The organism is Undibacterium sp. GW821-FHT07F11 (genome assembly GCF_059418665.1).
This window is the reverse complement of sequence record NZ_JBWKQH010000006.1, coordinates 340,945-365,692: the sequence shown is the minus strand read 5'-3', so window position 1 is coordinate 365,692 and position 24,748 is coordinate 340,945. Positions and strand designations below refer to the sequence as shown.

Below are 24,748 nucleotides of genomic sequence, written 5' to 3'. Positions count from 1 at the left end.
GCATAGGCGCTAAGTATAGTAAGGCTTTACATTTTTGTCATAGCTTTAACTGCTACGAAATCGAAGTTCTTGTAACTAGTTGTAATGAAATAGAGGAAATAGAATACTGTTTCGATATGAATTGCCGTGCATCAACAGTAATTCATCTCACTGCTTATTTTCCGTCTTATTTTCTATCTTATTTTCCAATAACCAGAGGTCAATCTGATGCATGAAATCAGGCAGATAATTTTTATCCTTTGCGCTGAGACTGTGGTCAGCATCTGGAAAAGACCGTATGTCCATGATTTTTCCGGCCGCCTGAAAATGCTGCTGCAATTGGGCAATCGCATGAGCAGGGATAACCGGATCAGCATCTCCTACCGCCAGCAATATCGGTATGTCCAGCGCCAGCAGATTGGCAGTTTGCGGAATGGCAGCAATTTCTGACCAGTACCTCCAACTGCGGCTATGGATGCGTACCGCATCTGGATCAATTGGCGTGACACTTAAGCCAGCCTGTAATTGCTGCCAGGCGGGTCGCATCAAAGGATTTTGCTTGCCCAGCGCAGCGTACACATCCAGCGCATTCATGCCTGCATGCGACAATAAAACCAGATGGCTGGCATGCAATTGCTGCGCCAATAGTGGTGCCAGCTCTGCCCCTTCGGAGATACCCATGATGATCAGGCGCTGAGGTTGTTGAGCTTGCGTTTGCAAGGCAGCCATTTGTGCCCGCATGAACTCCAGCTGATCAGCTTGCCAGCGTGAAGGATGATCAGCACGCGTATAGGCCTCGCCACAATTTGTTCCATCTGACCCTGGCAAGATATGACGCTTGTGCATGATAAAAATCCGCGTGCGACCACTCTCACCTTCCAGTCCAGAAAAATACTGCGGCAAGAACGGTCCCATGCTGATGCAATCTGAACCGGAAATCACAAACATCACATTGGCCAGCGGTGCATCTTCATCCTGTTGCTGCCAGGGTTTTTTATCCATTTCAAAATAAATCGCCTTGCCGCCATCACTGAACTGGAATTGATTCACGGCTACGGCCATGCTGTCACGCCGCAATTCGGGCACGTTGCAGGCAGATAGCAGGCAGCACAATCCAAGGATCGTGGATATAAAAAAATAGCTGAAATTAAACTTCATGCTGAGCGAGCGACCACAACACTGCAGGCCAGTAAAAGCAAGGCAACAGGAGCCCAGATTCTGCGTTCCCATTTGCTTGGAGTAATGAGATTTAACACACTGCTGATGGACATGAAAGTGACTACTCCCCAGATCGCCTTACGCGACCAGTCCAGATAATCCGGCAACATCATGCCAGCGCGGATAAAAATGATCAGCGCGATGAATGCCAACAAGCCCAATTGGACCAGCGCAGCGATACGCAGGCGAAATGGCAATTTGCCCGGGTACTTGCCACCCAGGGCCACACTGCCCCATGGCGCACCACATGCCAGACATAACTGAAACAGGGCGACCAGTAACAACAAAATACCGGCGATACTGGCAGCCATCATTGGATTCATTATTTATTGATCGCCCAAATCAACACTAAATGAACACTCATTGAGTACTTCTGTGTCTGATATCCGCACTGCAGAGTTTGCCTCATTTTGAAAATGCCTTGCGTGAACCATCTTCGTAGACCTGATCATCCGCCAGCAACTTGCCGCTGTCATCCCAACTGCGTTCGCGCTGTATGCGACCACGCTCGTCGTAATGAGATTCACGCACCAATGTGCCATTTTGCGCAAAACCCTGATGGATGCCAACAGGGCGTTCGCGGTAACGCCCTTCATAGACATAACGCTCAAGGCTGGACATTTTTCCGCTATCAAAATAATTGCGTACTTCCTTGATCTCGTCCTTGCCATCGATAGTGAATTTCTCGCTGCGCTTGGCCTGTCCGTTCAGATAAAAACTGCTGTCTGAAATCAAGCGATTTTGGCGGCGGCCATCTTTTTCGGCAAAAGCAAAAAGCTGCTCACGTACTTTTGAGCCACTCTCGTGATACTCAACTTCACGCTCCAGGGCGGCAGGTTTTTCTATGACATTCCACACCGTTTCTTTACGCAAGACACCCTTGTCGGAATATTGTTTGCGTGTTTTCTGTTTGCTGCCAACTTCTTCTACAGTCTCGGGCTTGCCATTGTCATGAAAATAGGTGGCTTGTTGAGAAACACCGGCCAGCAAAGTAAACTGACTGCGCAAACGGCCACTGTCAGAATACAATTGCACCTGCGAAGGCTTGCCATTGAAGCCGCACAAGGCTGCATCGTTGGCATGGGGTGCCAGCAAAGGTTTATCCGCGCATTCAATTTCGCTTAATTGTTTGTCCTGTGTGTATCTGATGGCAGCTTTTTCTTTTGGGTTGTCACCAATAAAGGCAATCCGCTTGACTGCGCCATTTGGATACCATTCACGCACCAGGCCACGGGCACTGCCATTCACATTATTTTCTTCACGCAGCACTTGCCCATTCGGAGCAAATTCACGCGAACGTCCATGGGTATTACCACGCTCATTGACGTTATATTCCTTGGTCAGGACGCCATCCTTGTAATAACGCACCAGGCCTATATAGACACCGGCACGTAATTCCTGCTCGCGCACCAGCTTGCCGGTATCTCTTTCCATGCATTTCATGATGCCAGTCTTGCCAGCCGTGGTGCTACCGTTGGCGGGATTGACGTGCTCTTTGTTCAGCTCGCAATCTTCGACAGCCATCGCATTCGACATACCCAGCACGGTAACAGCAAGAATGGGGACGATGCCCCGCAAAATGGATTTGGCAGATATAGTCATCTTGAAATAAAAATAATGTTTAAAAGCAAGAACTAATACAATGGCAACATTGTCAAAGCTATCTTTATTTGCAAATTGGACTAGCTTTTCTCACATCATACCAATTAAACCAACAAGACCTGCGAAAACTGAAGATCAAGCTCTGACCGTAGTGTGGGCTTAGTGCGCAATTCAGTGTTCGCGTGTCTCGTTGCAAAGAATTTTTTTTGATCAATTAATTATCGGAGTCTGCAGCATGCCATCAAACGAAGTCAGTTTTCAATCACCCAAGTACACCTATGCAGATCTGAGTACTTTTGGCGGTCATCATAGTTGTGTCCATGCTGTCAATAATTATGGCCAGATGATAGGCAGTGACACAAAAAATGAAACCGGCGGCTCTCATCAATACGGCACACAAACTACTTATGCAGCGCTTTGGGATAATTCATATTACGTGCCCAAAACTTCATTGCTTGCGGAAGTCGATAGCCATGCCTACGGGATTAACAACCTGTCTACCATCGTCGGCTCTTCAGTGAAAGAAGTTGACGGCAGCTTCCAGGTAATGGCCACAGTGTGGCAAGATGGACATACAAACTATCTGGCATCCTTGAGCAATGGACAATACAAGAGCATAGCCAGGGCCGTTAACGACAAAGGTGTCATCGTTGGAGAAAGCTTCACTGCTGACATATGGTATGCCCATCATGCTACCTTGTGGGATGACAAAGGGATCACCGATCTTGGTACTCTCGGAGGTTCGGACAGCAATGCACTAGCCATCAATAATGATGGCCTGGTGGTAGGCTGGGCCTCAGGTTCTGCCGCAGAAGACTACATGCACCCTGTCATGTGGAAAGATGGCAAGATCATCAACCTGTCGCCTGCACATCACGGTGCGGCAAACAGCGTCAATGACAATGGACTGGTGGTCGGCTATGTTCTCGACGATGAGATGTATGCTCATCCCACACTATGGAATAATCAAAAAGAAAGCCTTCTGCAAAGTGCTGCAGGATCCTTTTGTTATACAAGTGCAATCAATAACAAAAACCAGATCGTCGGTTCTGAAATTACTGCCGATGGTCAATTCCATGCCTTGCTCTGGAACACGCCTGACAGTGCCGCCATAGACTTGAATCAGTTTTTGGACAAATCCCAGCGTGACGCTGGCTGGACACTTGCCAACGCTACCGACATCAATGACAAAGGCTGGATCGTTGGTTCAGCCATGAATACCAAGACTTATGAGTCGCATGCCTTTGTGCTGACAGCCGACGGTGTCACAGGATTGGCTGCTGCCGTCCCTGCACCGGCAGAACTGGTCGCAACTGCAAGCCCTGCTTCACAAGAAGCGAGCGCGGATGTCTGGTCAGGTGCTTACTAAAAGAATAAGCTTCCTTAAAGCCAGCCTGATAAACTGCCCCTGGTGCCTTATTCCAAGGGCAGTTTTGTCATTTTTGCTTGGTGAATCAGTTTGAACACGGCAGCTCAAGCATGGCAGAAATGAAAGCTTAAATAATAAATACCTGGCTCTAAGCCTAGTCTGCACCCGCTGTCAAGACTGGCGCAAAGTCACAAATTGCGTATCATCTGCGCCTTGATTGCTTTTTTTATGTCTGGATTCTGGATTTATGTTGCCTTCGATTGAACAAAGACTCGCCGTAGAGCTGGCTGCCAAGCCGGTTCAGGTTGCCGCTGCTGTTGCCTTGCTGGATGAAGGTGCAACCGTCCCGTTTATTGCCCGTTACCGTAAAGAAGTGACCGGTGGCCTGGATGATATACAGTTGCGCCTGCTGGAAGAGCGCCTGCGCTACCTGCGCGAACTGGAAGACCGCCGCACCGCCATCATCGCCTCGATAGAAGAACAGGGCAAGATGACGCCAGTACTGCTGGACGCCATCACCCACGCCGAAGACAAGACCCGTATCGAAGATTTGTACCTGCCATACAAACCCAAGCGCCGCACCAAGGCCCAGATCGCTGTTGAAGCTGGTTTGCTGCCACTGGCCGATGCCCTGCTGGCCGACCCGATGCTGAACCCGGATACCGAAGCGGCGAATTACCTGAAACCTGCCTTCACTACCGACAATGGCGACAACCCCGGAGTGGCAGATGCCAAAGCCGCACTCGACGGCGCACGCCAGATCCTGATGGAACGTTTCTCGGAAGATGCGACCCTGTTGCAAGCCCTGCGTGAATACCTGAATGACCACGGCATCGTGGAATCCAAGGTCGTTGCCGGCAAAGAAGAAGCCGGTGAAAAATTCGCCGATTATTTCGACTATTCAGAAACCCTGGGCACCATCCCTTCCCACCGTGCTCTGGCCCTGTTCCGTGGCCGCCGCGAAGAAATGCTGACCGTGACCCTGCGTCTGGACAGCGAAGAGGAAAAACCGAAGTGGGATGCGCCGCTGAACCCCTGCGAAAGCCGCATTGCTGCCCGCTTTGGCGTCAGCCAGAAAGACCGCCCTGCCGATAAGTGGCTGGTCGATACCGTACGCTGGGCCTGGCGCGTCAAAGTCTTCATGCATCTCGATACCGAACTGATGGGCAAGTTGCGCGAAACCGCAGAAATCGAAGCCATCAATGTATTTGCCCGCAACCTGAAAGCCCTGTTGCTGGCCGCCCCCGCTGGCCCACGCGCCACCATGGGTCTTGATCCTGGCCTGCGCACCGGCGTCAAGGTGGCGATAGTTGATGCCACCGGCAAGGTAGTTGAATATGCGACGATCTACCCGCATCAGCCACGCAATGACTGGGATGGTTCCCTGCATGTACTGGCACAACTGGCGGCCAAGCATAATGTTTCGCTGATCTCTATCGGTAACGGTACGGCATCGCGTGAAACCGACAAACTGGCGGGCGACCTGATCAAGCTCAAGCCAGAACTCAAGCTGACCAAGATCGTGGTCTCTGAAGCTGGCGCATCGGTGTATTCCGCCTCTGAATTCGCTTCCAAAGAATTGCCTGACCTGGATGTCTCCATCCGTGGTGCGGTATCGATTGCACGCCGCCTGCAAGACCCATTGGCTGAGCTGGTGAAGATTGATCCCAAGTCCATCGGTGTTGGTCAGTATCAGCACGATGTCAGCCAGTCACAACTGGCACGTTCACTTGATGCTGTAGTCGAAGATTGCGTGAATGCGGTGGGTGTCGATGTGAATACAGCTTCTGCGCCTTTGCTGGCACGCGTGTCTGGCCTGTCATCGAGCGTGGCGCAAAGTATCGTTAATTTCCGCGATGCCAAGGGCATGTTCAACTCGCGTTCTGACCTGCGTGCAGTACCGCGCCTGGGTGACAAGACTTTCGAGCAGGCAGCCGGTTTCCTGCGCATCATGAATGGCAGCAACCCGCTCGATGCGTCTGCTGTCCACCCTGAATCTTATCCGCTGGTAGAAAAAATCCTGGCGGATATCAAGAAGGATGTGAAGGGTGTGATCGGTGATTCTGGCTTGCTGAAGTCTTTGAACCCTGCCAAATACGCCGATGAAAAATTCGGTGTGCCGACCATTACTGACATCATAGGCGAGCTGGAAAAGCCGGGCCGTGACCCACGTCCTGAATTCACCACTGCTACCTTCAAGGACGGCGTGGAAGAAATCAAGGATTTGCGCCCTGACATGATTTTGGAAGGCGTAGTCACCAACGTTGCCGCCTTTGGCGCTTTCGTTGATATCGGTGTGCATCAGGATGGTCTGGTACATATCTCTGCCTTGTCCAACACCTTCGTCAAGGACCCGCATACAGTTGTTAAAGCTGGGCAGGTCGTCAAGGTCAAAGTGCTGGAAGTCGATGTCAAACGCCAGCGCATCGCCCTGACCATGCGCCTGACAGATGCTGCACCTGTAGCTGGCAGCAAGCCTGAACAGCGCGGCGACCGTAATGATGCCAAACGCCTCAATCAACACCGCTCACAAGCCCAGGCACCAGCACCTGCTGGCAATGCCATGGCGGCGGCGTTTGCGAAATTGCGTGGATAAGTAATAACTAAGCAATAAGTACGTAATGAACTCACTGATCAGACTGTCCCAAATTGTGACAGTCTGATCAGTGTTGCGAAATAATGTGACATCTGGATTTTCCACTTATCTCTTCTCAGCAAATCCTTCTACAGCATCAGCAGTAAATTCCCCTCTGTACCTTCTCCACCTCCAGTCTGCACCTGCTGTGTTTTTCCACCGGGAAAACATTCCCAGCATGGCACGCCGTTTGCGTAGTTATTCCCGTGTCGCAGCACATGCGCACCATCTAATCAACAACGGAGACCACCATCATGAACATGGCAGACATCAGCAAACTAGGTATCAGCAATCCTTTCGCCAAACGCTACGATAATTTTATCGGTGGCAAATTTGTGGCCCCGGTCAAGGGTGAATATTTCGAGAACATCAGCCCTGTCATCGGCCAGGCATTTTGCGAAGTAGCGCGTTCCACCGCAGAAGACGTGGAACTGGCACTCGATGCTGCCCATGCTGCAAAAGTGGCCTGGGGCAAAACTTCACCAGCTGACCGTGCCAACATCCTCAACAAGATTGCGGACCGCATGGAAGCCAACCTGAGCCTGCTGGCCACCGCAGAGACCATAGACAACGGCAAACCCATACGCGAAACCATGGCGGCAGACATCCCGCTGGCGATTGATCACTTCCGTTATTTTGCTGGTTGCATACGTGCACAGGAAGGTTCGGTTTCACAGATCGATGACCAGACTTACGCCTATCACTTCCATGAGCCACTGGGCGTCGTCGGTCAGATCATCCCCTGGAATTTCCCTATCCTGATGGCAGTGTGGAAAATGGCACCCGCCCTGGCTGCAGGCAATTGCATCGTCATGAAACCGGCAGAACAGACACCCGCCTCCATCATGGTACTGGTTGATCTGATCAAAGACCTGTTACCACCCGGTGTCTTCAATGTCGTCAATGGTTTTGGCCTGGAGGCTGGCAAGCCACTGGCATCAAGCAAACGCATCGCCAAGATTGCCTTTACTGGCGAAACCGGTACTGGCCGCCTGATCATGCAATATGCCTCGCAAAACCTCATCCCCGTGACCTTGGAACTGGGTGGCAAATCACCAAATATCTTCTTTGCCGATGTCATGGAAAAAGATGATGCCTTCTTCGACAAATGCCTGGAAGGCTTTGCCATGTTTGCACTGAACCAGGGTGAAGTCTGCACCTGCCCTTCGCGCGTGCTGATACAGGAATCCATCTATGACCAGTTCATGGCCAGGGCCATCAAGCGCGTCGCCGCGATCAAACAGGGCAACCCGCTGGACAGTACCACCATGATAGGTGCACAGGCTTCACAGGAACAACTGGAAAAAATCCTGTCTTACCTGGACATAGGCAAACAGGAAGGCGCGCAGCTCCTGGCTGGTGGTGAAAGGAATGTACTCGAAGGCGACCTGGCCAAGGGTTATTACGTGAAACCTACCATCTTCCAGGGTCACAACAAGATGCGTATCTTCCAGGAAGAAATATTTGGTCCGGTGGTTTCCGTGACTACCTTCAAGGATGAAGAAGACGCAATAGCTATCGCCAACGATACCCTGTATGGCCTGGGTGCTGGCCTGTGGACACGCGATGGTTCCCGCGCCTTCCGCGTTGGCCGCGCCATCGAAGCTGGCCGCGTCTGGACCAATTGCTATCACCTGTATCCAGCGCATGCGGCATTTGGTGGTTATAAACAATCCGGCATAGGACGTGAAAATCACAAGATGATGCTGGATCACTATCAGCAAACTAAAAACCTGCTGGTGAGCTATAACCCGAATGCGATGGGGTTCTTTTGATTGACATTTAAGACCTCTCAACACAGAGGCACAGAGGAAGGAAAAGCGGCCTGCATGCCGCCTTCGTTCCCCTGGCAAGTAGCATGCTACTTGCTTACGCAACGATAAACTTTTGCAAAAGTTTATTCCCTCCTCCGTGTCTCTGTGGTGAGCTTTTTGGTCTTTACGTAAAACAACCGAAACAAACAAAATGACCAACACACCCGCCCGCGTCACAGCCACACCTGCTGCGCTGGAATTTATCAGCGCGCTGCAAACCAAATACGGCCCGCTATTATTTTTCCAGTCTGGCGGTTGCTGTGATGGCAGTTCACCGCTTTGTTATGCCAGGAATGAATACGGCATCGGTGATGCCGATGTCTATCTGGGTGATCTGGATGGCACACCGTTTTATATGGGCAGCGATCAGTTTGAATACTGGCGGCACACGCAACTGATCATCGATGTCGTCAATGGCATGGGTGGCATGTTTTCACTCGACAATGGCACAGGCAAACGCTTCCTGACACGCTCACGCCTGTTTACGGATGAAGAAAATGATTTGCTGGGTACCGCGGTCTTGCACGGCCCGCAAGCTTGATCAATCATTCTTCAAAGCCGCCAGCTTGCGGTAGATTGTGTTACGCGACACCCCCAGGGCCTTGGCTGCAGCAGTGACATTGCCCTGATGTTGTTGCAAGGCTTGTTGTATGGCATCCATTTCCAGGGCGTCCAGACTAGCGGGTGTTTGGCTCAAAGCTATGGTGGCGGGCTTGAGTGCCACATCCATATCTTCCAAAAAATCCTCAGGCAAATGTTCGAGGCGGATTTCCATATCGGCGTCCGTCATGACGATGGCGGTGCGCAAGAGATTCGTCAGTTGGCGGAAGTTGCCTGGCCAACCATGGGCATGAAATAATTGCATGACCGCAGGCGCTATCCTGTATTGCCTGCCTTCGCTTTCTGTCGCCAGGACTTTGGCTATAACGACATCGAGGTCCGTGCGTTCGCGCAGCGGTGGCAGGCGCACTACCAGGCCATTCAAACGGTAATACAAGTCGTCACGAAATTCACCTTTACCTATCATGTCGCGCAAGTTGCGGTTGGTGGCGCAGATCAGTGCGAGGTTGACGGGGATGGATTTGCTGCTACCCAGAGGTGTCACCATGCGTTCCTGCAAGACCCGCAGCAAACGGGCTTGCAAATTGAGTGGCATATCACCGATTTCATCCAAAAATAGCGTACCGCCATTGGCTTGCAATATCTTGCCGACATTGCCTTTCTTGCGCGCGCCAGTGAATGCGCCATCTTCATAGCCGAACAGTTCTGATTCAATCAGGGTTTCTGGTATGGACGCACAATTCACTGCAACAAAGGGGCCGGATTTACGGGGTGAATCATTGTGTACAGCCTGGGCTAGCAATTCCTTGCCTGTGCCTGTCTCGCCCGTCACCAGTATCGAGATATCACGGCCTATGACGCGTTTGAGTTTATCGATGGCGCGGGCAAGCTGCTCATCCCCGGTATCCAGATAATGCAGGCTGGATAGCTTGGGTTTGACTTCTGCTGCCTGCGGTTCACGCGCATTGTCCAGCACATGCCTGGCGGCGGCTGAAGAGCGCTTGAGGCTCTGGCTTTTGGCATACACCCGCACGCCATTGTGCAGGCACAGCGTCAGCAAACCCGGTGTCGCGGTGCGGTAGTGTTCATGCAGGGCAGACACCGGCAAACCGAACAAGGAACTGAAGGTATGCATCTGCAAGGCAGATAGTGGCAAGCCCAGCTGGAACAAGCCACTGCGGCTGGCGGATAAAAAGCGGCCATCGCTGTCAAAACAGGCGATGCCTTCCATCAGGGTGCCCAAAAATTCCGGGCGGCTGTGAAAACTCAGTTTGATGGCATCCTGAAAAGAAGAGGCAAATAACTGGTTTTCTATCATCTGCGCCGACATGCGCACCAGGGCCATGGTGTGCTTATGGAAATTATGCTGGTCACCCGTCACATCCAGCACACCGATGACATTGCCCATGACATCAAAAATAGGTGCGGCTGAGCAAGTCAGAAAATTGTTGGCTTCAAGATAATGTTGGTCTGCATGGACGATGGTAGGTGTTTTTTCGGCAATGGCCGTGCCTATGGCATTCGTGCCCTTGCTGCGCTCTGACCAGGCGACACCGGGGCTGAGCGCCACCCTGTCCGCTTTTTCCAGAAAATCAGCGTCACCGAGGGTGTGAATGATGAGCCCATTCACATCGGTCAGGATAACCATATTATGCGTGTTGATTATTTGCTCATACAGAGTTTCCATGACGGGCAAAGCATGCTGATGCAAGACCCTGTTTTGCTCCAGCAGGGTCTTGAGATCAGTCTTGCCCAAAGGGCCATAGTCTGGCGCAGCCGTACGCGGCAAGCCATAGGCGGCAGAGCGTTCATGTGCCTGTTCTATCATCATGTGGGCAGATGAAGCAGAACTTATGCCAGGGCCAGGCTTTGTTTGCCCGGAGGAAATTCCAGTGTCACGCATTTGCATACGGGTCTCCAGCAACATGGCCAATTTTTTGGCTCTAGGTAGGATGTTAAGCACTTAATGTAACACTAATAGCTGATGGTGCCGGAAACTGCAAATTGATTTGCATTAAGTTTCCAGCAGTCAGATACGGCGCTGCGGCACTATGAGAGGCTTTCTACTATAATGCTGGTATTCGCAATTCAAGTATTTAAGGAAGATAGCCATGAGCGACGTACAAAGCTGGATCAAAGAAACTGTTACTGCAAACCCTGTCGTGTTATTCATGAAGGGTACTGCCCAATTCCCGCAATGCGGTTTTTCTGGCCGTGCGATTCAATTGCTGAAAGCCTGTGGCGTGCAAAACATGGTCACCGTGAATGTGCTGGAAGACCCGGAAGTACGCCAGGGCATCAAGGATTTTTCCAACTGGCCTACCGTACCGCAACTGTATGTCAAAGGCGAATTCGTTGGCGGTTCTGACATCATGAATGAAATGTTTGACAGCGGTGAATTGCAGACTTTGCTGAAAGACTAAGCAAGGCATGACTGATGCCGCAGCCCCCAAGCGCCTGATTGTTGCCATTACCGGTGCAACAGGTGCCATCTATGGTGTGCGGCTGCTGCAAGTCTTGCGTAATATTTCTGGCGTGGAAAGCCATTTGCTGATTTCAGAAGCAGGTGTACTGAACCTGCATCAGGAAATGGACTTGAAGCGCAAAGATGTAGAAGCTCTGGCCGATGTTGTCCACAATGTGCGCGATGTCGGTGCCAGTATTGCCAGCGGCTCTTTTTTGTCAGATGGCATGGTCATCGCACCCTGTTCGATGAAAACCCTGGCAGCCGTGGCGCATGGTTTGTCCGACAATCTCATCACCCGTGCCGCCGATGTGGTCTTGAAAGAACGTCGCCGCCTGGTTCTGATGGTGCGAGAAACACCCTTCAACCTCGCACATTTGCGCAATATGACCGCCGTCACAGAAATGGGCGGCGTCATCTTCCCGCCCCTGCCCGGTTTTTACCACCGCCCGCAAAGCATAGAAGAGATGGTCGACCATACCCTTGGTCGCGTACTCGACATGTTTGCCTTGCCGCATGAGCTGACGCCACGCTGGCAAGGCCTTAAAGATTCTTAGCGGATTTACACAAAACCGCCCCAGCTGCGTTGCAGCTCCCGCATTTAGTAAAACCCGGTACTAAAGTACTGTCTTCGTCGCTACGGTGTTTTGGGGTTTCAGACAACATGTTGTCTGCCAACGTAACGAAGCTCTCTTGCAAGAGAGCTTACCTAAAGCGTTAGCCTTGCTGGGACAATTGTGTGTAAGTCCTTAGTACCTGTCCATGATGAGCTGGGTCTTCAGCGAATCTTCTGCCACAAACCATCCACGCGAAATCAGGTAAGCCTGCAATTCATCATGCTTGGCTGATGCTGTTGCTTCGCTCGTGGTCTTGAAAGAAGCTTCAACGATGTAGTCAGTACCTGTGCCTGCCTGGTTCAGGATAGGCCAGACTTCGATATACAGTTTCAGACCACTCCAGGTGCCGACTGAGCGTTTGGCCAGTATCGGGCCATACTTGCGCGAATTATCGAGCATAGACGTGCCCCAGCCGCCATACAGCCAGTTATTCAGCTTGCCCGGGATATTCTTTTTGAGCAAGCTGCGGGAGTCACTGTTGGACGGCAAGTCCATGCCGCTGTAACCGGATTTGCTGTCAGTCTTACTGTTGGAAATACTCAGGGTTTTCTTTTGATAGCCCCATTCAACCTGGGCTCCGTAATTCTTTTCGGTAGAGTCAAAGCCTTCTGCGTTGGCTTTATACAAGGCTTCACTGATATTGCCATTGTCTATGGCATAGCGCTTTTTGTAGGTCAGCTCAAAATCACTTTCACCTTCTGTCTTGCGTATCCGCGCTATCCAGGTATTACCGTAAATATCTTTGGCATTGGTATCCATGAACAGGACATTCATCTTGGTCACGGATGTTGGCATATTGAAGGTGTTAAGCACTGTGCTCTTGAGTTTGTGGTCGGCATCCAGAACCACATTCGGGTTCATGAGCAATTTGACTTCATAGTCAGGGACCATATTGCTGGCGGCAATAGCATTAGCCAAAGGCAGCAGCAAGCTCAGAGCGAGACCGGTTATTGTGCGTACAGCAAATTTCATCATGACAGGCACTCCATAGAAAAGGTGCGCACACTATAGTTGTCATTTATGACCTTAACATTACGACAGCCAATCAGAGGTGGCTATGCTGTCATTGCTGCGTCACATGCCGCTAGTACATTCGCGGGCAGGCATTTTCACGCAAATTTACTACTCAAAAGGTCATATCAAATGAAGCAAAGTAGCAAAAACCTGATGCTGGGCATCAGTAGTCTGACTGCAGCAATGTTGCTCACGGCCTGCGGCGGCAGTAGCAATAGTACGGTCACCACTCCGGCCACACCTACTCCGGTGAGTGGCGTATTCCTCGATGCCTCAGTTGAAAACCTGGATTATTCCATCGCTGGCGGCAGCAAGCTCAGTACATCGGCCACCGGCGGTTTTAACTGCAACGTGGGCGATACAGTCGCCTTCTCAGTCGGCGGTATCGCCCTGGGTAATGCGCCTTGCGCAGCAACTGCTACACCATTGACCCTGGCCAATTCCAGCAACGTCAAGGATGACAGCGTCGTCAACCGCCTGCTGTTCCTGCAATTGCTGGACGAAGACAATGATGTTGCTACCGGTATCAAAATACCTGCTACAGTAAAGACTGCACTCGCTGGCCAGACTCTGGACTTCAATGCCACTGCTGCCAACTTCAATACGGCACTGACGGCAACTCTGGCCAAGCTGCCAGCGAATTACCAAAAGCTCACCGTGGATGCAGACCGCCGCACCCTGGTACGCGAACATTTTGAAGACACCATGGCATCCAAGCTGGGCACACCTGTCGTTGATACTGTGACGCAAACCAATGCCCTGGGCACGGTCAGCGCCGCCATCACGCGCTATCAGGTGCAGGCTGCTGATAATTTCTTTGTGCCGTATGAGGGTACGAATGCCGCAGTCAAGGCAGAATTCCCGAAAGGTTTCTTGCCATCTTATGGCTCAGGCCTGACCTTCAAGGGCAAAGCCGCTGATGGCTCGCTGGAATTCTATGGCATCACCGACCGCGGCCCGAATGGCGATGGCCCCAAAGTGCCTAACTCTGTCGTCACTGCAGGTGCCACTGGTACCAGCGATGCCAAGTTCTTTCCTTCCCCCAGCTTCACACCTTCATTTGGCCTGATCAGCATAGGCAAGGATGGCGCGGTACTGAAATCCAGCACGCCCATCAAATTCAGCTCCACCATCAATGCATCTGGTCTGTCTATCGCGGCTGGCAAGGTTGGCTCTTCTGCCGAAGTACCTTTGAATGATGCAGCCAAGTTTGATGCCAGCAGCAAGACTACTTTCAGCGACTATGGCCTCGATACTGAATCCATCGTCTATGACGCAGCACGTGGCGTGGTCTGGGTGTCGGATGAATACGGCCCTTTCATTTTGAAGATTGATGTTGCCACCGGCATCATCCTGAAAAAATACCAGCCAGGCACAGGTACAGCCGACCTGCCCGCTGTCTTGCTGAAACGCCGCGCCAACCGTGGCATGGAAGGTCTGTCACTGGAAGTCGCCACTGGCAAATTGAATGGCTTTGTGCAAAGCCCACTGGATGATGGCAAGGCCAATTACCTCGTGCCAGGTGCAACGGCAGCGACCAGCGAAAGCATCAAGGACTATGCCAAATTCAACCGCTGGGTAGAGTTTGACCCGACCACAGAAAAAACCAGGTTGTATGCCTACCCTATTGACAGCACGCAATACACCGCAGGCAAGACAGGCAATGCCAAACTGGGTGACATGGTGTCACTGGGGAATGGCAAATTCATCGTACTTGAGCAAGGTACGGGCCCGGATGGCAAGGCCTTCAACAAGCTGATGCTGGTGCAAGTACCGGGCAATGCGACCGATATCGCCAACATGGGCACAGACCTGGAAAAAAGTAGCATGACAGGTACAGCAGTCAATGGTGTCAATTATGCTGATGTGGTCTTGCTCAAGAAAACACAGTTGTTTGATTTGAACAATGCAGGCTGGCTGGCCGAAAAAGCTGAAGGTCTGGCGCTGGTCGATGACAGCACGCTGGCGCTGACCAATGATGACGACTTTGGCATGAAAACTGTGATCCTTGATCCTACCGGTGCCATCGTGGTTGGTGCCGATGTGACCAAGTGTACGGTAGATGCCAATGGCGCCCTGACGACCACGGCTGGAGCACTGGGCTGTACCGCAGGCAATACCATGCGTGTAGCCCGTGGTGCAGATACTGAACGCCCTAACCGTATCTGGCTGTTCAAGTTCAGCAAGAAACTGGCTGACTTCAATATCCCTTCCTGATATTGTCTTACCGATAGAAAGCCGCTGTGAGTGATCAAGCTCACAGCGGCTTTTTTCAATTCAAGACCATCTCTTGCGACAAGTAAGAATACACCGCCGACACCCGGCGCAAATGCCTGGCCTCGGTATGCGTGAGCAGCCATAGTTCGGTCTGGCATTCATCCAGCACATCACTCAGTTGCACCACATCTTTGCGTCCCTGTGCGAGGAATAGCGGCAAGATACCCAGGCCCAAGCCCTGCCCCACCAGCTCTGCCACGGTGAGTATGCTATTGACCTTATAGGTCGCCTGCAACTTAGGAAAATGCTTCTTGCGCCACACCACAGATGGATGCTCTGGCAAGGCATCGTCAGGTGCTACCCAGTGATGGCGCTGAGCGACATCAACATCAAAGTGCTTTATCCTGGTGGCCTTGCCTGCATACAAAGCCACCCGTATAGGCCCCAGGTGTTTGCCTATCAAATGCTGAGGTGGTCGCTTGCTGGCCCGTATGGCAATGTCGGCATCGCGCCTGGTCAGACTGGCCAGCTCATTGCCTGCATGCAGGTCCAGACTCAAGAGAGGATGCAGCAATTGCAAGGGCTTCAAGACAGGTGCCAGCAATCCATGCAATATGGTGTCTGTGGTCGTAATACGCACGGCTCCTGCTACCTGGTCTGGCTGCATTTGCATGGCTGAACGGGCAGCTTCAAGCTGCGCTTCCATTTGCTCTGCATGTACCGCCAGTTCCTGCGCCAGCTCATTGGCCTGATAACCAGTGCGTGAACGTTCAAACAGGCGCTGCCCCAGGCCTTTTTCCAGCTTTTGTATACTGCGGAAGACAGTGGATGCATCCAGTGCCAGCCGTTCTCCTGCCTCAGCCAGTTTGCCGGTACGCACCAGCGCCAGCACCACTTCAAGGTCAACCGCAGTTAATCTGTAATTTAGTCTATATTGCGTTTTTGCATTCATAGTTTGCTCCACTGCCTATTTTCATTGCAAATACGAAATCATATAGTAACTCCATCAAACACTTTTTTGGAGAGCAAAATGACTCACTCAAATCCTTCGGCAGATCAAGGCAGCAATGCCTACGGTATTACCCTGTTACGCATCAGCCTTGGCATCATGTGGATAGCCCATGCCTTGCTGAAACTGTTTGTGTTTACCCTGCCCGGTACGGCGCAGTTTTTTACCAGCATAGGGTATCCGGGCTTTCTCGCTTATCCCGTGTTCGCGCTGGAATTACTCGGTGGCTTGGCGCTGGTACTCGGCATCTACAGCCGCCAGGTTGCACTGGCACTGGTGCCCATCATGGCAGTTGCCGCGACTGTGCATTTTGGCAATGGCTGGGTGCATACCAGCCCAAATGGTGGCTGGGAATATCCAGTGTTTCTGATCGTGACTTCAATTGCCGTCTGGTTGCTGGGTGACGGGGCATTTGCCCTGCGCCGCAGCTCACGCTTTTCACTGACATAAGAGAGGGACAAATCATGAGTAATCAATATACCCTGATCAGCCACAAGCTTTGCCCTTATGTGCAGCGCGCGGCCATTACCCTTGCAGAGAAAGGTCTGCTGTTTGAACGTATAGATATAGACCTGGCGAACAAGCCTGACTGGTTCCTGCAAGTGTCACCACTGGGCAAAACGCCAGTGTTGCTGGTGGATGGACAAGCCATCTTTGAGTCAGCAGTCATATGCGAATACCTGGATGAAACCATGCCACACCGCCTGCATCCAGAAGCTGCACTGGAAAGAGCGCAACACCGCGCCTGGATAGAATTTGCCTCTGCCACCCTGAATAGCATAGGCGGTTTTTACAATGCCGCAGATGCACAGATCCTGGATGCCAAAGCAGCAGAGCTAAAAACCAAGTTTGCGCAACTGGAAAAGCAGATTGGCGATGGACCTTATTTTTCAGGCGAAAATTTCAGTCTGGTGGATGCGGCATTTGCACCAGTATTCCGCTATTTTGATGTGTTTGAACAGATAGCAGATTTTGGATTTTTTACTGACCGCCCTAAGTTAAAAGCATGGCGGCAAAGCCTGCAGGCACGGGTCTCCGCACGAACTGCTGTCAGTGAAGATTATTCCGCTTTATTACATGCTTTCTTGCATGCACGTCATTCTGCCTTGTCAGCTTTGATGTCATAAAAAAACGGTGCAGATTTTTCTGTACCGTTTTTTTGTATCTCAAATAATCAGAGATTATTTTTCAAAAATTCCCATTTGGCTTTTTGCAGTGACCACATGGTCCAGTCGCCACGCGGGCCATGACCTGCACCGGGATACAATTGCAGGCTGTAATCCTTGCCATTCTTGATCAGTTCATCAATAAACATGATGGTATTTTGCGGATGGACATTGTCATCCATGGTGCCATGCATGAGCATGATCTTGCCGCTCAGGTCTTTAGTGGCTTTCAACACGCTGCCCTTGTCATAGCCCTCTGCATTGTCTTGTGGCAGACCCATGTAGCGCTCGGTATACACGCTGTCATACAAACGATAATCCGTCACTGGCGCGCCAACGAAACCTATCTTCCAGGCCTTGCTGTGGGTCATCGCATACGAAGTCATATAACCGCCATAACTCCAGCCATTCAGGGCTATCCTGTCCATATCTGCCCAGCCCTGCTTGCGCAACCATTCCAGGCCATCAAGCTGGTCTTGCAATTCCAACTGGCCCAGTTTCTTGTGTATGGGCCAGGCGCTGACCAGGCCCTTGTTACTGGCACTGCGGTTATCCAGTATCCAGACGATATAACCTTGCTGCGCCAGGAAGTGGTGCCAGAGATTGTTGTTCCAGCGATCAACCACCTGTGGTGCCATGGGGCCAGAATACAGATGCTGGTAAACCGGGTATTTCTTTTTCGGATCAAAATCCGGTGGCAGGAAAAGCAGGCTTTCCATCAGGAAGCCATCACGCGATTTGATTTGCTGCTGCGTGACTTTAGCCAGTTGCAGACCCTGCATTTTTTCGGGCGCACCAACATCATCGACCAGTTTCAGTGAGGCCCCTTCGGCATTGAATACTGCCTGCTTTGGCGCTTGCTTGAGACTGCTCCAGCTATCAATGAAATGCGTATAGGCACTATTCCAGCGTGCATTGTGGGTGCCTGATTCTGTCGTCAGTCTTTGCAGCTTGCTGCCATCAAGATTGACGGCATACACATCATTACCTATGGGGTTGCGTTCATTGGCTGCAAAAAAGACTTTGCCTTTGGCTTCATCAACGCCATAGACGCTGCGGATATCCCAGTCACCCTTGGTGATCGCGCCCTTGAACTGATATTGCTGGTCATAGCGATACAGGTGATGGTGACCTGTACGATCAGATTCCCAGACAAAACTGCCATCTTTCAAGAATTGTGGCAAAGGCAGGCGCTCCACCCAGGCCGGGCTGCTCTCGCGCAGTAATTGCCTGCTGCGATACTGAGCATCATAGATACGCAAGTCCAGCCAGGTTTGCACGCGGTCTTGCCAGGATGCCAGCAACTTGCCATCCGGCGTCCAGCCTACCTGCACGATCAGGGTTTCCTTGCCTGCATAAGGGTCTTCAGTCCAGCTGGTTTTGCCCGTCATATCCACGACACCCAGCTTGACTTCAGGATTAGGGTCACCGGCCTTGGGGTAGCGCGTACGTTCGCTCCTGATAGGTTGTGCATGGTCGCCGCTGAGGGTATAAACAGGAACCTTGCTTTCGTCAAAACTCAGGTAGGCGATTTTTTTGGAATCCGGTGCCCACCAGAATGCACGCAGGCGGCCACGGCCATAAATCTCTTCCATGTACACCCAATCAAGGCGGCCATTGAAAGTGGTTTCATTGCCACCTGTGGTCAGGCGCTTTTCTGTGGCATCAGCGACATCCGTCAGATAAATATCATTCCCCTTCAGATAGGCGACTGATTGCAGGTCTGGCGACAAGATCGCTTCATCTTCTACCTGATCTGGCGTATGTGTCAGTTCCCTGACCTTGTTCAATTGCAGGTCAAGCAGCCACAAATCATTTTTATATGTGAACAGATAAGACTTCAAGTCAGGCTTGATTTGCGGCGTCAGCTTATCTATCTGGGCTTTGGCCTCTTTTTCAGGTATGCCCGCAGCTGTCATCATCGCCAGGATATTGCCATCTGCCAGTAAAGCCTGTTTTTCCCAGGTCGCTGGATTAACCACAAACTGCTGCACCACCCCAGCCGTATTCTGGGTTTCTATGAGCCGGTTTTGCGCATCCCAAGCCAGGCGAGTCAGGGGTTTGACATCAAATTTTTCTTTTTTTGTCGGGTGATAAATCATTTCAAGGCTGAGCATGCCATCCTGGGCCTGCGCAACACTACCACCGGCAAGAACAGGACTGATGGCCAACAAAAAAGACGCGATACGAATCCGCATAAAACTCCTATGCCATAAATTGAAGAAACAGTGTGTCAAAGCCCATGCATGGAAATTTAACAGATACGGATTATGACCGTGACAGACTTGTGCAGTTCAAGAAAAATTCGCTTTGTGAAATAAACCGGATTCTTGAGTGATAAAGAAAAAACCCACCGTTATTGCTAACGATGGGTTTTTAATTTGGTGCCGACTGCCGGAATCGAACTGGCCACCTGATGATTACAAGTCAACTGCTCTACCAAATGAGCTAAGTCGGCGAAACTTTTTTCGTTTTTGCTTCGTTGCCGTTGCATTCCCGAAGACCAAGATTATAGGCTACTTTATTATTTTTAGCGAGGGCTTTTCTGATTTTTTTTCAGATTTTTTTATTTCGTCTGCAGAAACCGGATTTTCTACTGGTGTCGGCTTGCTACTGACTGCCGCCAGACCAAGTACAGGCTTGGTATTTTCTTCAACTTCATTGGCTGCGTCTGAGCTGTCTTCCTCTGCTTCGCTGAGATCAACTTCAAACGCCATGCCCTGGCCATTTTCACTGGCATACACTGCCAGCACGTTTTCTACCGGTACATAGATTTCCCGGGATACACCACCAAAGCGGGCCTTGAAGGCAACCGCATCATTATCCATCTTGAGGCCACTGGTCGCGCCGAAACTGATGTTGAGTACAATTTCACCGTTCCTGACGAACTCCATGGGCACGCGTGCAGCATGGTTGACCTTGACCGCCATATAAGGCGTATAGCCATTGTCGGTGCACCACTCATAGATGGCACGCATAAAATAAGGCTTGGTAGATATTTCTTGCATGTTTATACAATCGGTGAAAATGTATGTTAAGAAGTGCTTTAAGGTACTTTAGGCGGACAGCCCAAAAACAACAAGGCTGACGTTTGCATCAGCCTTGTTATCTTATCCTGAAACAGGTCTTGCTTATCTGCGCATGACTTTTTCAGATGGTGTCAGTGCCTCGATGTAGGCAGGACGGGAGAAAATACGTTCTGCATATTTCATCAAAGGTGCTGCTGTCTTCGACAATTCTATACCGTAGTGATCGAGGCGCCACAACAATGGGGCAACGGCCACGTCGAGCATGGAGAATTCATCGCCCAGCATGTATTTGTTCTTGACGAACAAAGGTGCGAGCTGAGTCAGGCGGTCGCGGATTTCTGCACGAGCCTTGTCCTGTACTTTGGCCGACGCTGTGTTCTTGTCGTTTTCCAGAGTATGGACATGGATGAACAATTCTTTTTCAAAATTGAACAACATCAAACGGGCGCGGGCGCGTTGCAGCGGGTCTGCCGGCATCAGTTGCGGATGCGGGAAGCGCTCATCGATGTATTCGTTAATGATATTGGATTCATACAATATCAATTCACGTTCAACCAGGATAGGCACCTGACCATAAGGATTCATGGTCGAGATATCTTCAGGCTTGTTAAACAGATCAACATCGCGGATTTCAAAATCCATGCCTTTTTCGAACAGAACCAGGCGGCAACGTTGAGAAAATGGGCAGGTTGTACCCGAGTAGAGAACCATCATTTTTATAGTTCCTTAGAAACGATCAGGGCGAGGAGCCAGTTTTGCGCACCTCACCCCAGGGATTACACGTCCGTCTACGACGGAGAAAAACGGACGATCTCAAAAAATTTCTGGCTCATGCCGTTATCAGCGCAAGCCCGAAACCTTACATTTATTTTACTTCTTTCCAGTACGATGCATTCAAGCGCCATGCCAGAGTTGCCAGCGTAGCCAGGAACAGCAAGACCCAGACGCCGAGGCGCTTGCGTGTGCTTTGGGCTGGTTCGCCCATCCACTGCAAGTAGGCAACCAGGTCGCCGACAGCATTGTCATATTCTATCTTGCTCATCGTGCCAGGCTTGACAGTGTCAAAGCCAGCGACCTTGTGAATCTTTTTGGATTCATCATGCGGATCGCTTTCTTCTACCATCTTGATGGTACGTACACCTTGCAATTCCCACAATACGTGAGGCATGCCAACGTTAGGAAACACCAGATTGTTCCAGCCACTTGGGCGGGAGTCGTCTTTGTAGTACGTACGCAGATAGGTGTAAATCCAGTCAGCGCCAGTACCGGCACCAGATGCTTTGGCACGGGCAATCACGGACAAATCAGGTGGCACTGCGCCAAACCAGTCCTTGGCATCCTTGGCTGACATGGTGGTTTTCATCAGGTCGCCGACTTTTTCGCCAGTAAACAGCAAGTTTTGCTTGATCTGCTCATCTGTCAAACCGATATCTTTCAAACGGTTATAACGCATGGCTGAAGCAGAGTGGCAATTCAGGCAGTAGTTGACGAACAGCTTCGCACCATTTTGCAAAGCAGCCATGTCTGTGGAACGGTCAGGGGCACTATCCAGAGGGATGGTGTCACTATTTGCCAGTACCATTGCAGGAGCAAATGCCAGCACAGCGATCAGTTTTTTAAGTAATTTCATGCTTATTCTTCCTCGCTTTTTCTCAGTGCGCTGCAAATGTAACGCGCTTTGGCACGGGCTTAAATGTGCCCATTGCACTCCACCATGGCATCAGCATGAAGAAGCCGAAGTAAATGATCGCGCAAACTTGGGAGATACGTTCACGAACTGGTGAAGGTGGCTCCACACCGAGGTAACCCAGGGTAACGAAAACAATACCGAAGACGATGTACACAGATTTGTGCCAGTCTGGACGATAACGTATTGATTTAACTGGAGAAACATCCAGCCATGGCAAGAAAGCCAGGATCACGACGGAACCGCCGAACAATACCACACCCCAGAATTTTGCATCGAGACCAAAAGGCATCATGCCGACAATGGCGACCAGTGCAATAGCTGCAATCGCGATTTTCAGCAATTGATGCAACTTGGTAGTCATCCAGATCAATACGACATAAGCTGCAGCGCCAAACTGTACGACGTACAGGAACTCGGAAGTGGTAGCACGCAGAATCGAGTAGAAAGGTGTGAAATACCAGGTCGGAGCAATATGCGATGGCGTTTTCAGTGAATCAGCCGGGATAAAGTTATTGTACTCAAGGAAGTAGCCACCCATTTCCGGTGCAAAGAACACGACTGCACTGAAAATCGTCAGGAACACAGTCACGCCAAAGATGTCGTGGAAAGTGTAGTAAGGGTGAGAAGGCACACCATCAACAGGGTGACCATCAGGGTCCAGGTTTTCTTTGATTTCGATACCGTCAGGGTTGTTGGAACCCACTTCATGCAAGGCGATCAAGTGAGCAACCACCAGACCCAGCAAGACCAGAGGAATAGCGATGACGTGGAAGGAGAAGAAGCGATTCAATGTCGCATCAGAGACCACATAGTCACCACGGATCCACAAGGACAGATCAGGGCCAATGAAAGGAATGGCACCAAACAGGTTAACAATAACCTGGGCACCCCAGTAAGACATCTGACCCCATGGCAGCAGGTAACCGAAGAAAGCTTCGGCCATCAGGCACAGGAAAATCGCGAAACCGAACAACCAGATCAGTTCACGTGGCTTGCGGTAAGAACCGTACAGGAAAGCACGGGTCATATGCAGGTACACGACGATGAAGAATGCCGAAGCGCCAGTCGAGTGCATGTAGCGCACCAGCCAGCCCCAGGGCACATCGCGCATGATGTATTCAACCGAAGCAAACGCCAGGTTGGCATCAGGTTTGTAATGCATGACCAGGAAAATACCGGTAACGATCTGGATAACCAGTACCAGCATCGCCAGGGAACCAAAGATGTACCAGAAGTTAAAGTTCTTTGGTGCGTAATACTTGCCCCATTGATCATTCCACAACTTGGTCAGCGGAAAACGGGAATCAACCCAGTTCAAGGCCTTGTCCACGACAGGTGCGTCTGCCGGGAGTTTTTTCTCAACAAATGCCATGATCAGGCCTCGCCTTTCTCATCTTTACCGATGACGATTTTGGTTTCCGACAAAAACATGTGAGGAGGCACATCCAGGTTTTGTGGAGCTGGTTTGTTTTTATACACACGTCCGGCCAGGTCGAAAGTCGAACCATGGCATGGGCAGAGGAAGCCGCCATTCCAGTCATCAGGCAAAGATGGCTGTGCACCCGACTGGAATTTGGAACTTGGAGAACAGCCCAGGTGGGAACAGATACCGACCGTTACCAGAATGTCGCTATGCTCTTTGCGTGAACGGGTCTGCTTGTCGCAGTACTCAGGCATCGCCATGGTGTAAGGTTTTTCCGATTTTGGATCGGCAACCTTGTCTTCAGTCTTTTTCAGACTGTCCATCATTTCTTGAGTGCGTTTCAAAATCCACACTGGCTTACCACGCCATTCTGTCGTTTGCATTTCGCCCGGCTTCAAGGACGAAATGTCCACTTCCACCGGCGCACCTGCCGCCTTGGCGCGCTCGGATGGCTGGAAAGTGCTTACCAGCGCACCTGCCGTTGCCAAGCCTGCCACACCACCCGCCGCGCAAGTGGCGACGAGTAAACCGCGACGGCCGGAATCGACCTGCTTTTCGATACTCATACCAACCCCAATCTGTCAATAATCAAAACTTGATGAAGCAAAAACCCAGCTTCTAGCAACCTTAAATTATAAATGACCCGGATATGGTTTTAAAGAAAAAGATATCCGAAACGCCAACTTGCTGGCATTTTTCAACAATTCAAGCCCGAATCGCATGTTCGGGCTGGCTGGATTTGTACTTTGAGCACAAAATCACGGGCAATAATAAGTATTTCGGCATTAAGAGAAAAGAAAATTGACAAAAAACTGCGGGCTTTTCATATACTTTGCGCATTAGAATCTTGCTACTTGAATTTTGGACATGCATTTTTGTAGTTTATTTTGCACCAAAATTCGCTCTTTACCACCCCTTTATCAGCCTCTCAAAGGAGAATT

21 protein-coding genes and 1 tRNA gene are annotated in these 24,748 nt (G+C 50.8%); 9 read left to right on the top strand and 13 right to left on the bottom strand.

Annotated features, from left to right (window positions below; translation table 11 throughout):
• Nucleotides 1–147: 147 nt before the first annotated feature.
• The 3 genes from AC07OI_RS17380 to AC07OI_RS17370 form a co-directional block, all read right to left on the bottom strand.
• Complete coding sequence (locus AC07OI_RS17380) at nt 148–1,041, bottom strand: alpha/beta hydrolase family protein (RefSeq protein WP_495258059.1); 894 nt, start codon at nt 1,039–1,041, stop codon at nt 148–150.
• Nucleotides 1,042–1,133: 92 nt separating this feature from the next.
• A complete protein-coding gene (locus AC07OI_RS17375; RefSeq protein ID WP_492704999.1) occupies nt 1,134–1,520 on the bottom strand; it encodes a hypothetical protein in 387 nt (128 codons plus the stop codon).
• An 82-nt stretch (nt 1,521–1,602) separates the two neighbouring features.
• Nucleotides 1,603–2,799 carry a toxin-antitoxin system YwqK family antitoxin gene (locus AC07OI_RS17370; RefSeq protein WP_492704998.1) on the bottom strand — a complete coding sequence of 399 codons (1,197 nt, stop codon included), beginning with the start codon at nt 2,797–2,799 and terminating at the stop codon, nt 1,603–1,605.
• A 235-nt stretch (nt 2,800–3,034) separates the two neighbouring features.
• Here AC07OI_RS17370 and AC07OI_RS17365 point away from each other — a divergent pair, with 235 nt between their 5' ends.
• The 4 genes from AC07OI_RS17365 (at nt 3,035) to AC07OI_RS17350 (ending at nt 9,158) form a co-directional block, all read left to right on the top strand.
• Nucleotides 3,035–4,168, top strand: a complete 1,134-nt coding sequence (locus AC07OI_RS17365) for a hypothetical protein (protein ID WP_495258058.1) — start codon at nt 3,035–3,037, stop codon at nt 4,166–4,168.
• A gap of 247 nt (nt 4,169–4,415) precedes the next feature.
• Nucleotides 4,416–6,764 carry a Tex family protein gene (locus tag AC07OI_RS17360; protein ID WP_495258057.1) on the top strand — a complete coding sequence of 783 codons (2,349 nt, stop codon included), beginning with the start codon at nt 4,416–4,418 and terminating at the stop codon, nt 6,762–6,764.
• Between the two features lie 293 nt (nt 6,765–7,057).
• Complete coding sequence (gene adh, locus AC07OI_RS17355; protein ID WP_492704993.1) at nt 7,058–8,578, top strand: aldehyde dehydrogenase; 1,521 nt, start codon at nt 7,058–7,060, stop codon at nt 8,576–8,578.
• Nucleotides 8,579–8,768: 190 nt separating this feature from the next.
• The gene (locus tag AC07OI_RS17350; protein ID WP_492704991.1) at nt 8,769–9,158 is read left to right on the top strand and encodes a DUF779 domain-containing protein; all 390 of its coding nucleotides are present in this window, start codon (nt 8,769–8,771) and stop codon (nt 9,156–9,158) included.
• Here AC07OI_RS17350 and AC07OI_RS17345 read toward each other — a convergent pair whose 3' ends face one another.
• The gene (locus AC07OI_RS17345; protein ID WP_495258109.1) at nt 9,159–11,006 is read right to left on the bottom strand and encodes a sigma-54-dependent Fis family transcriptional regulator; all 1,848 of its coding nucleotides are present in this window, start codon (nt 11,004–11,006) and stop codon (nt 9,159–9,161) included.
• Between the two features lie 283 nt (nt 11,007–11,289).
• On the opposite strand from AC07OI_RS17345, the gene grxD reads away from it, so the two are divergent.
• Both grxD and AC07OI_RS17335 read left to right on the top strand, forming a co-directional pair.
• Nucleotides 11,290–11,601: a Grx4 family monothiol glutaredoxin gene (grxD, locus tag AC07OI_RS17340; protein ID WP_110256538.1), complete on the top strand. Its 312-nt coding sequence runs from the start codon at nt 11,290–11,292 to the stop codon at nt 11,599–11,601.
• A 7-nt stretch (nt 11,602–11,608) separates the two neighbouring features.
• Complete coding sequence (locus tag AC07OI_RS17335; RefSeq protein ID WP_492704989.1) at nt 11,609–12,199, top strand: UbiX family flavin prenyltransferase; 591 nt, start codon at nt 11,609–11,611, stop codon at nt 12,197–12,199.
• Between the two features lie 192 nt (nt 12,200–12,391).
• On the opposite strand, the gene AC07OI_RS17330 is transcribed toward AC07OI_RS17335, so the two are convergent.
• On the bottom strand, nt 12,392–13,234 hold the full coding sequence (locus tag AC07OI_RS17330; RefSeq protein WP_495258056.1) for a hypothetical protein: 843 nt from the start codon (nt 13,232–13,234) through the stop codon (nt 12,392–12,394).
• 168 nt (nt 13,235–13,402) lie between these two features.
• Here AC07OI_RS17330 and AC07OI_RS17325 point away from each other — a divergent pair, with 168 nt between their 5' ends.
• The gene (locus AC07OI_RS17325; protein ID WP_495258055.1) at nt 13,403–15,490 is read left to right on the top strand and encodes an esterase-like activity of phytase family protein; all 2,088 of its coding nucleotides are present in this window, start codon (nt 13,403–13,405) and stop codon (nt 15,488–15,490) included.
• 55 nt (nt 15,491–15,545) lie between these two features.
• Here AC07OI_RS17325 and AC07OI_RS17320 read toward each other — a convergent pair whose 3' ends face one another.
• Nucleotides 15,546–16,442 carry a LysR family transcriptional regulator gene (locus AC07OI_RS17320; RefSeq protein ID WP_492704984.1) on the bottom strand — a complete coding sequence of 299 codons (897 nt, stop codon included), beginning with the start codon at nt 16,440–16,442 and terminating at the stop codon, nt 15,546–15,548.
• A 78-nt stretch (nt 16,443–16,520) separates the two neighbouring features.
• On the opposite strand from AC07OI_RS17320, the gene AC07OI_RS17315 reads away from it, so the two are divergent.
• Both AC07OI_RS17315 and AC07OI_RS17310 read left to right on the top strand, forming a co-directional pair.
• Nucleotides 16,521–16,949 carry a DoxX family protein gene (locus AC07OI_RS17315; RefSeq protein ID WP_495258054.1) on the top strand — a complete coding sequence of 143 codons (429 nt, stop codon included), beginning with the start codon at nt 16,521–16,523 and terminating at the stop codon, nt 16,947–16,949.
• 14 nt (nt 16,950–16,963) lie between these two features.
• The gene (locus AC07OI_RS17310) at nt 16,964–17,626 is read left to right on the top strand and encodes a glutathione S-transferase family protein (protein ID WP_495258053.1); all 663 of its coding nucleotides are present in this window, start codon (nt 16,964–16,966) and stop codon (nt 17,624–17,626) included.
• A gap of 47 nt (nt 17,627–17,673) precedes the next feature.
• On the opposite strand, the gene AC07OI_RS17305 is transcribed toward AC07OI_RS17310, so the two are convergent.
• From AC07OI_RS17305 to petA, 7 genes are all read right to left on the bottom strand, one after another.
• Nucleotides 17,674–19,863, bottom strand: coding sequence for a S9 family peptidase (locus AC07OI_RS17305; protein WP_495258052.1), 2,190 nt, complete (start codon nt 19,861–19,863; stop codon nt 17,674–17,676).
• A 184-nt stretch (nt 19,864–20,047) separates the two neighbouring features.
• A tRNA-Thr gene (locus AC07OI_RS17300) sits at nt 20,048–20,123 on the bottom strand.
• Nucleotides 20,124–20,181: 58 nt separating this feature from the next.
• A complete protein-coding gene (locus tag AC07OI_RS17295) occupies nt 20,182–20,673 on the bottom strand; it encodes a ClpXP protease specificity-enhancing factor (RefSeq protein WP_492704976.1) in 492 nt (163 codons plus the stop codon).
• 123 nt (nt 20,674–20,796) lie between these two features.
• Nucleotides 20,797–21,408, bottom strand: a complete 612-nt coding sequence (locus AC07OI_RS17290; RefSeq protein WP_110256517.1) for a glutathione S-transferase N-terminal domain-containing protein — start codon at nt 21,406–21,408, stop codon at nt 20,797–20,799.
• Between the two features lie 151 nt (nt 21,409–21,559).
• A complete protein-coding gene (locus tag AC07OI_RS17285) occupies nt 21,560–22,324 on the bottom strand; it encodes a cytochrome c1 (RefSeq protein WP_492704974.1) in 765 nt (254 codons plus the stop codon).
• Nucleotides 22,325–22,346: 22 nt separating this feature from the next.
• Complete coding sequence (locus tag AC07OI_RS17280) at nt 22,347–23,759, bottom strand: cytochrome b (RefSeq protein ID WP_495258108.1); 1,413 nt, start codon at nt 23,757–23,759, stop codon at nt 22,347–22,349.
• A complete protein-coding gene (petA, locus tag AC07OI_RS17275; RefSeq protein ID WP_492704972.1) occupies nt 23,759–24,373 on the bottom strand; it encodes a ubiquinol-cytochrome c reductase iron-sulfur subunit in 615 nt (204 codons plus the stop codon). The genes AC07OI_RS17280 and petA overlap by 1 nt, the downstream gene beginning before the upstream one ends.
• Between the last annotated feature and the right edge of the window lie 375 nt (nt 24,374–24,748).

Coding starts and splice junctions, on each gene's coding strand:
- AC07OI_RS17380 (WP_495258059.1), bottom strand. CDS start 1,041: ATGGCCGTAGCCGTGAATCAATTCCAGTTCAGTGATGGCGGCAAGGCG.
- AC07OI_RS17375 (WP_492704999.1), bottom strand. CDS start 1,520: ATGAATCCAATGATGGCTGCCAGTATCGCCGGTATTTTGTTGTTACTG.
- AC07OI_RS17370 (WP_492704998.1), bottom strand. CDS start 2,799: ATGACTATATCTGCCAAATCCATTTTGCGGGGCATCGTCCCCATTCTT.
- AC07OI_RS17365 (WP_495258058.1), top strand. CDS start 3,035: ATGCCATCAAACGAAGTCAGTTTTCAATCACCCAAGTACACCTATGCA.
- AC07OI_RS17360 (WP_495258057.1), top strand. CDS start 4,416: ATGTTGCCTTCGATTGAACAAAGACTCGCCGTAGAGCTGGCTGCCAAG.
- adh (WP_492704993.1), top strand. CDS start 7,058: ATGAACATGGCAGACATCAGCAAACTAGGTATCAGCAATCCTTTCGCC.
- AC07OI_RS17350 (WP_492704991.1), top strand. CDS start 8,769: ATGACCAACACACCCGCCCGCGTCACAGCCACACCTGCTGCGCTGGAA.
- AC07OI_RS17345 (WP_495258109.1), bottom strand. CDS start 11,006: ATGATAGAACAGGCACATGAACGCTCTGCCGCCTATGGCTTGCCGCGT.
- grxD (WP_110256538.1), top strand. CDS start 11,290: ATGAGCGACGTACAAAGCTGGATCAAAGAAACTGTTACTGCAAACCCT.
- AC07OI_RS17335 (WP_492704989.1), top strand. CDS start 11,609: ATGACTGATGCCGCAGCCCCCAAGCGCCTGATTGTTGCCATTACCGGT.
- AC07OI_RS17330 (WP_495258056.1), bottom strand. CDS start 13,234: ATGATGAAATTTGCTGTACGCACAATAACCGGTCTCGCTCTGAGCTTG.
- AC07OI_RS17325 (WP_495258055.1), top strand. CDS start 13,403: ATGAAGCAAAGTAGCAAAAACCTGATGCTGGGCATCAGTAGTCTGACT.
- AC07OI_RS17320 (WP_492704984.1), bottom strand. CDS start 16,442: ATGAATGCAAAAACGCAATATAGACTAAATTACAGATTAACTGCGGTT.
- AC07OI_RS17315 (WP_495258054.1), top strand. CDS start 16,521: ATGACTCACTCAAATCCTTCGGCAGATCAAGGCAGCAATGCCTACGGT.
- AC07OI_RS17310 (WP_495258053.1), top strand. CDS start 16,964: ATGAGTAATCAATATACCCTGATCAGCCACAAGCTTTGCCCTTATGTG.
- AC07OI_RS17305 (WP_495258052.1), bottom strand. CDS start 19,863: ATGCGGATTCGTATCGCGTCTTTTTTGTTGGCCATCAGTCCTGTTCTT.
- AC07OI_RS17295 (WP_492704976.1), bottom strand. CDS start 20,673: ATGCAAGAAATATCTACCAAGCCTTATTTTATGCGTGCCATCTATGAG.
- AC07OI_RS17290 (WP_110256517.1), bottom strand. CDS start 21,408: ATGATGGTTCTCTACTCGGGTACAACCTGCCCATTTTCTCAACGTTGC.
- AC07OI_RS17285 (WP_492704974.1), bottom strand. CDS start 22,324: ATGAAATTACTTAAAAAACTGATCGCTGTGCTGGCATTTGCTCCTGCA.
- petA (WP_492704972.1), bottom strand. CDS start 24,373: ATGAGTATCGAAAAGCAGGTCGATTCCGGCCGTCGCGGTTTACTCGTC.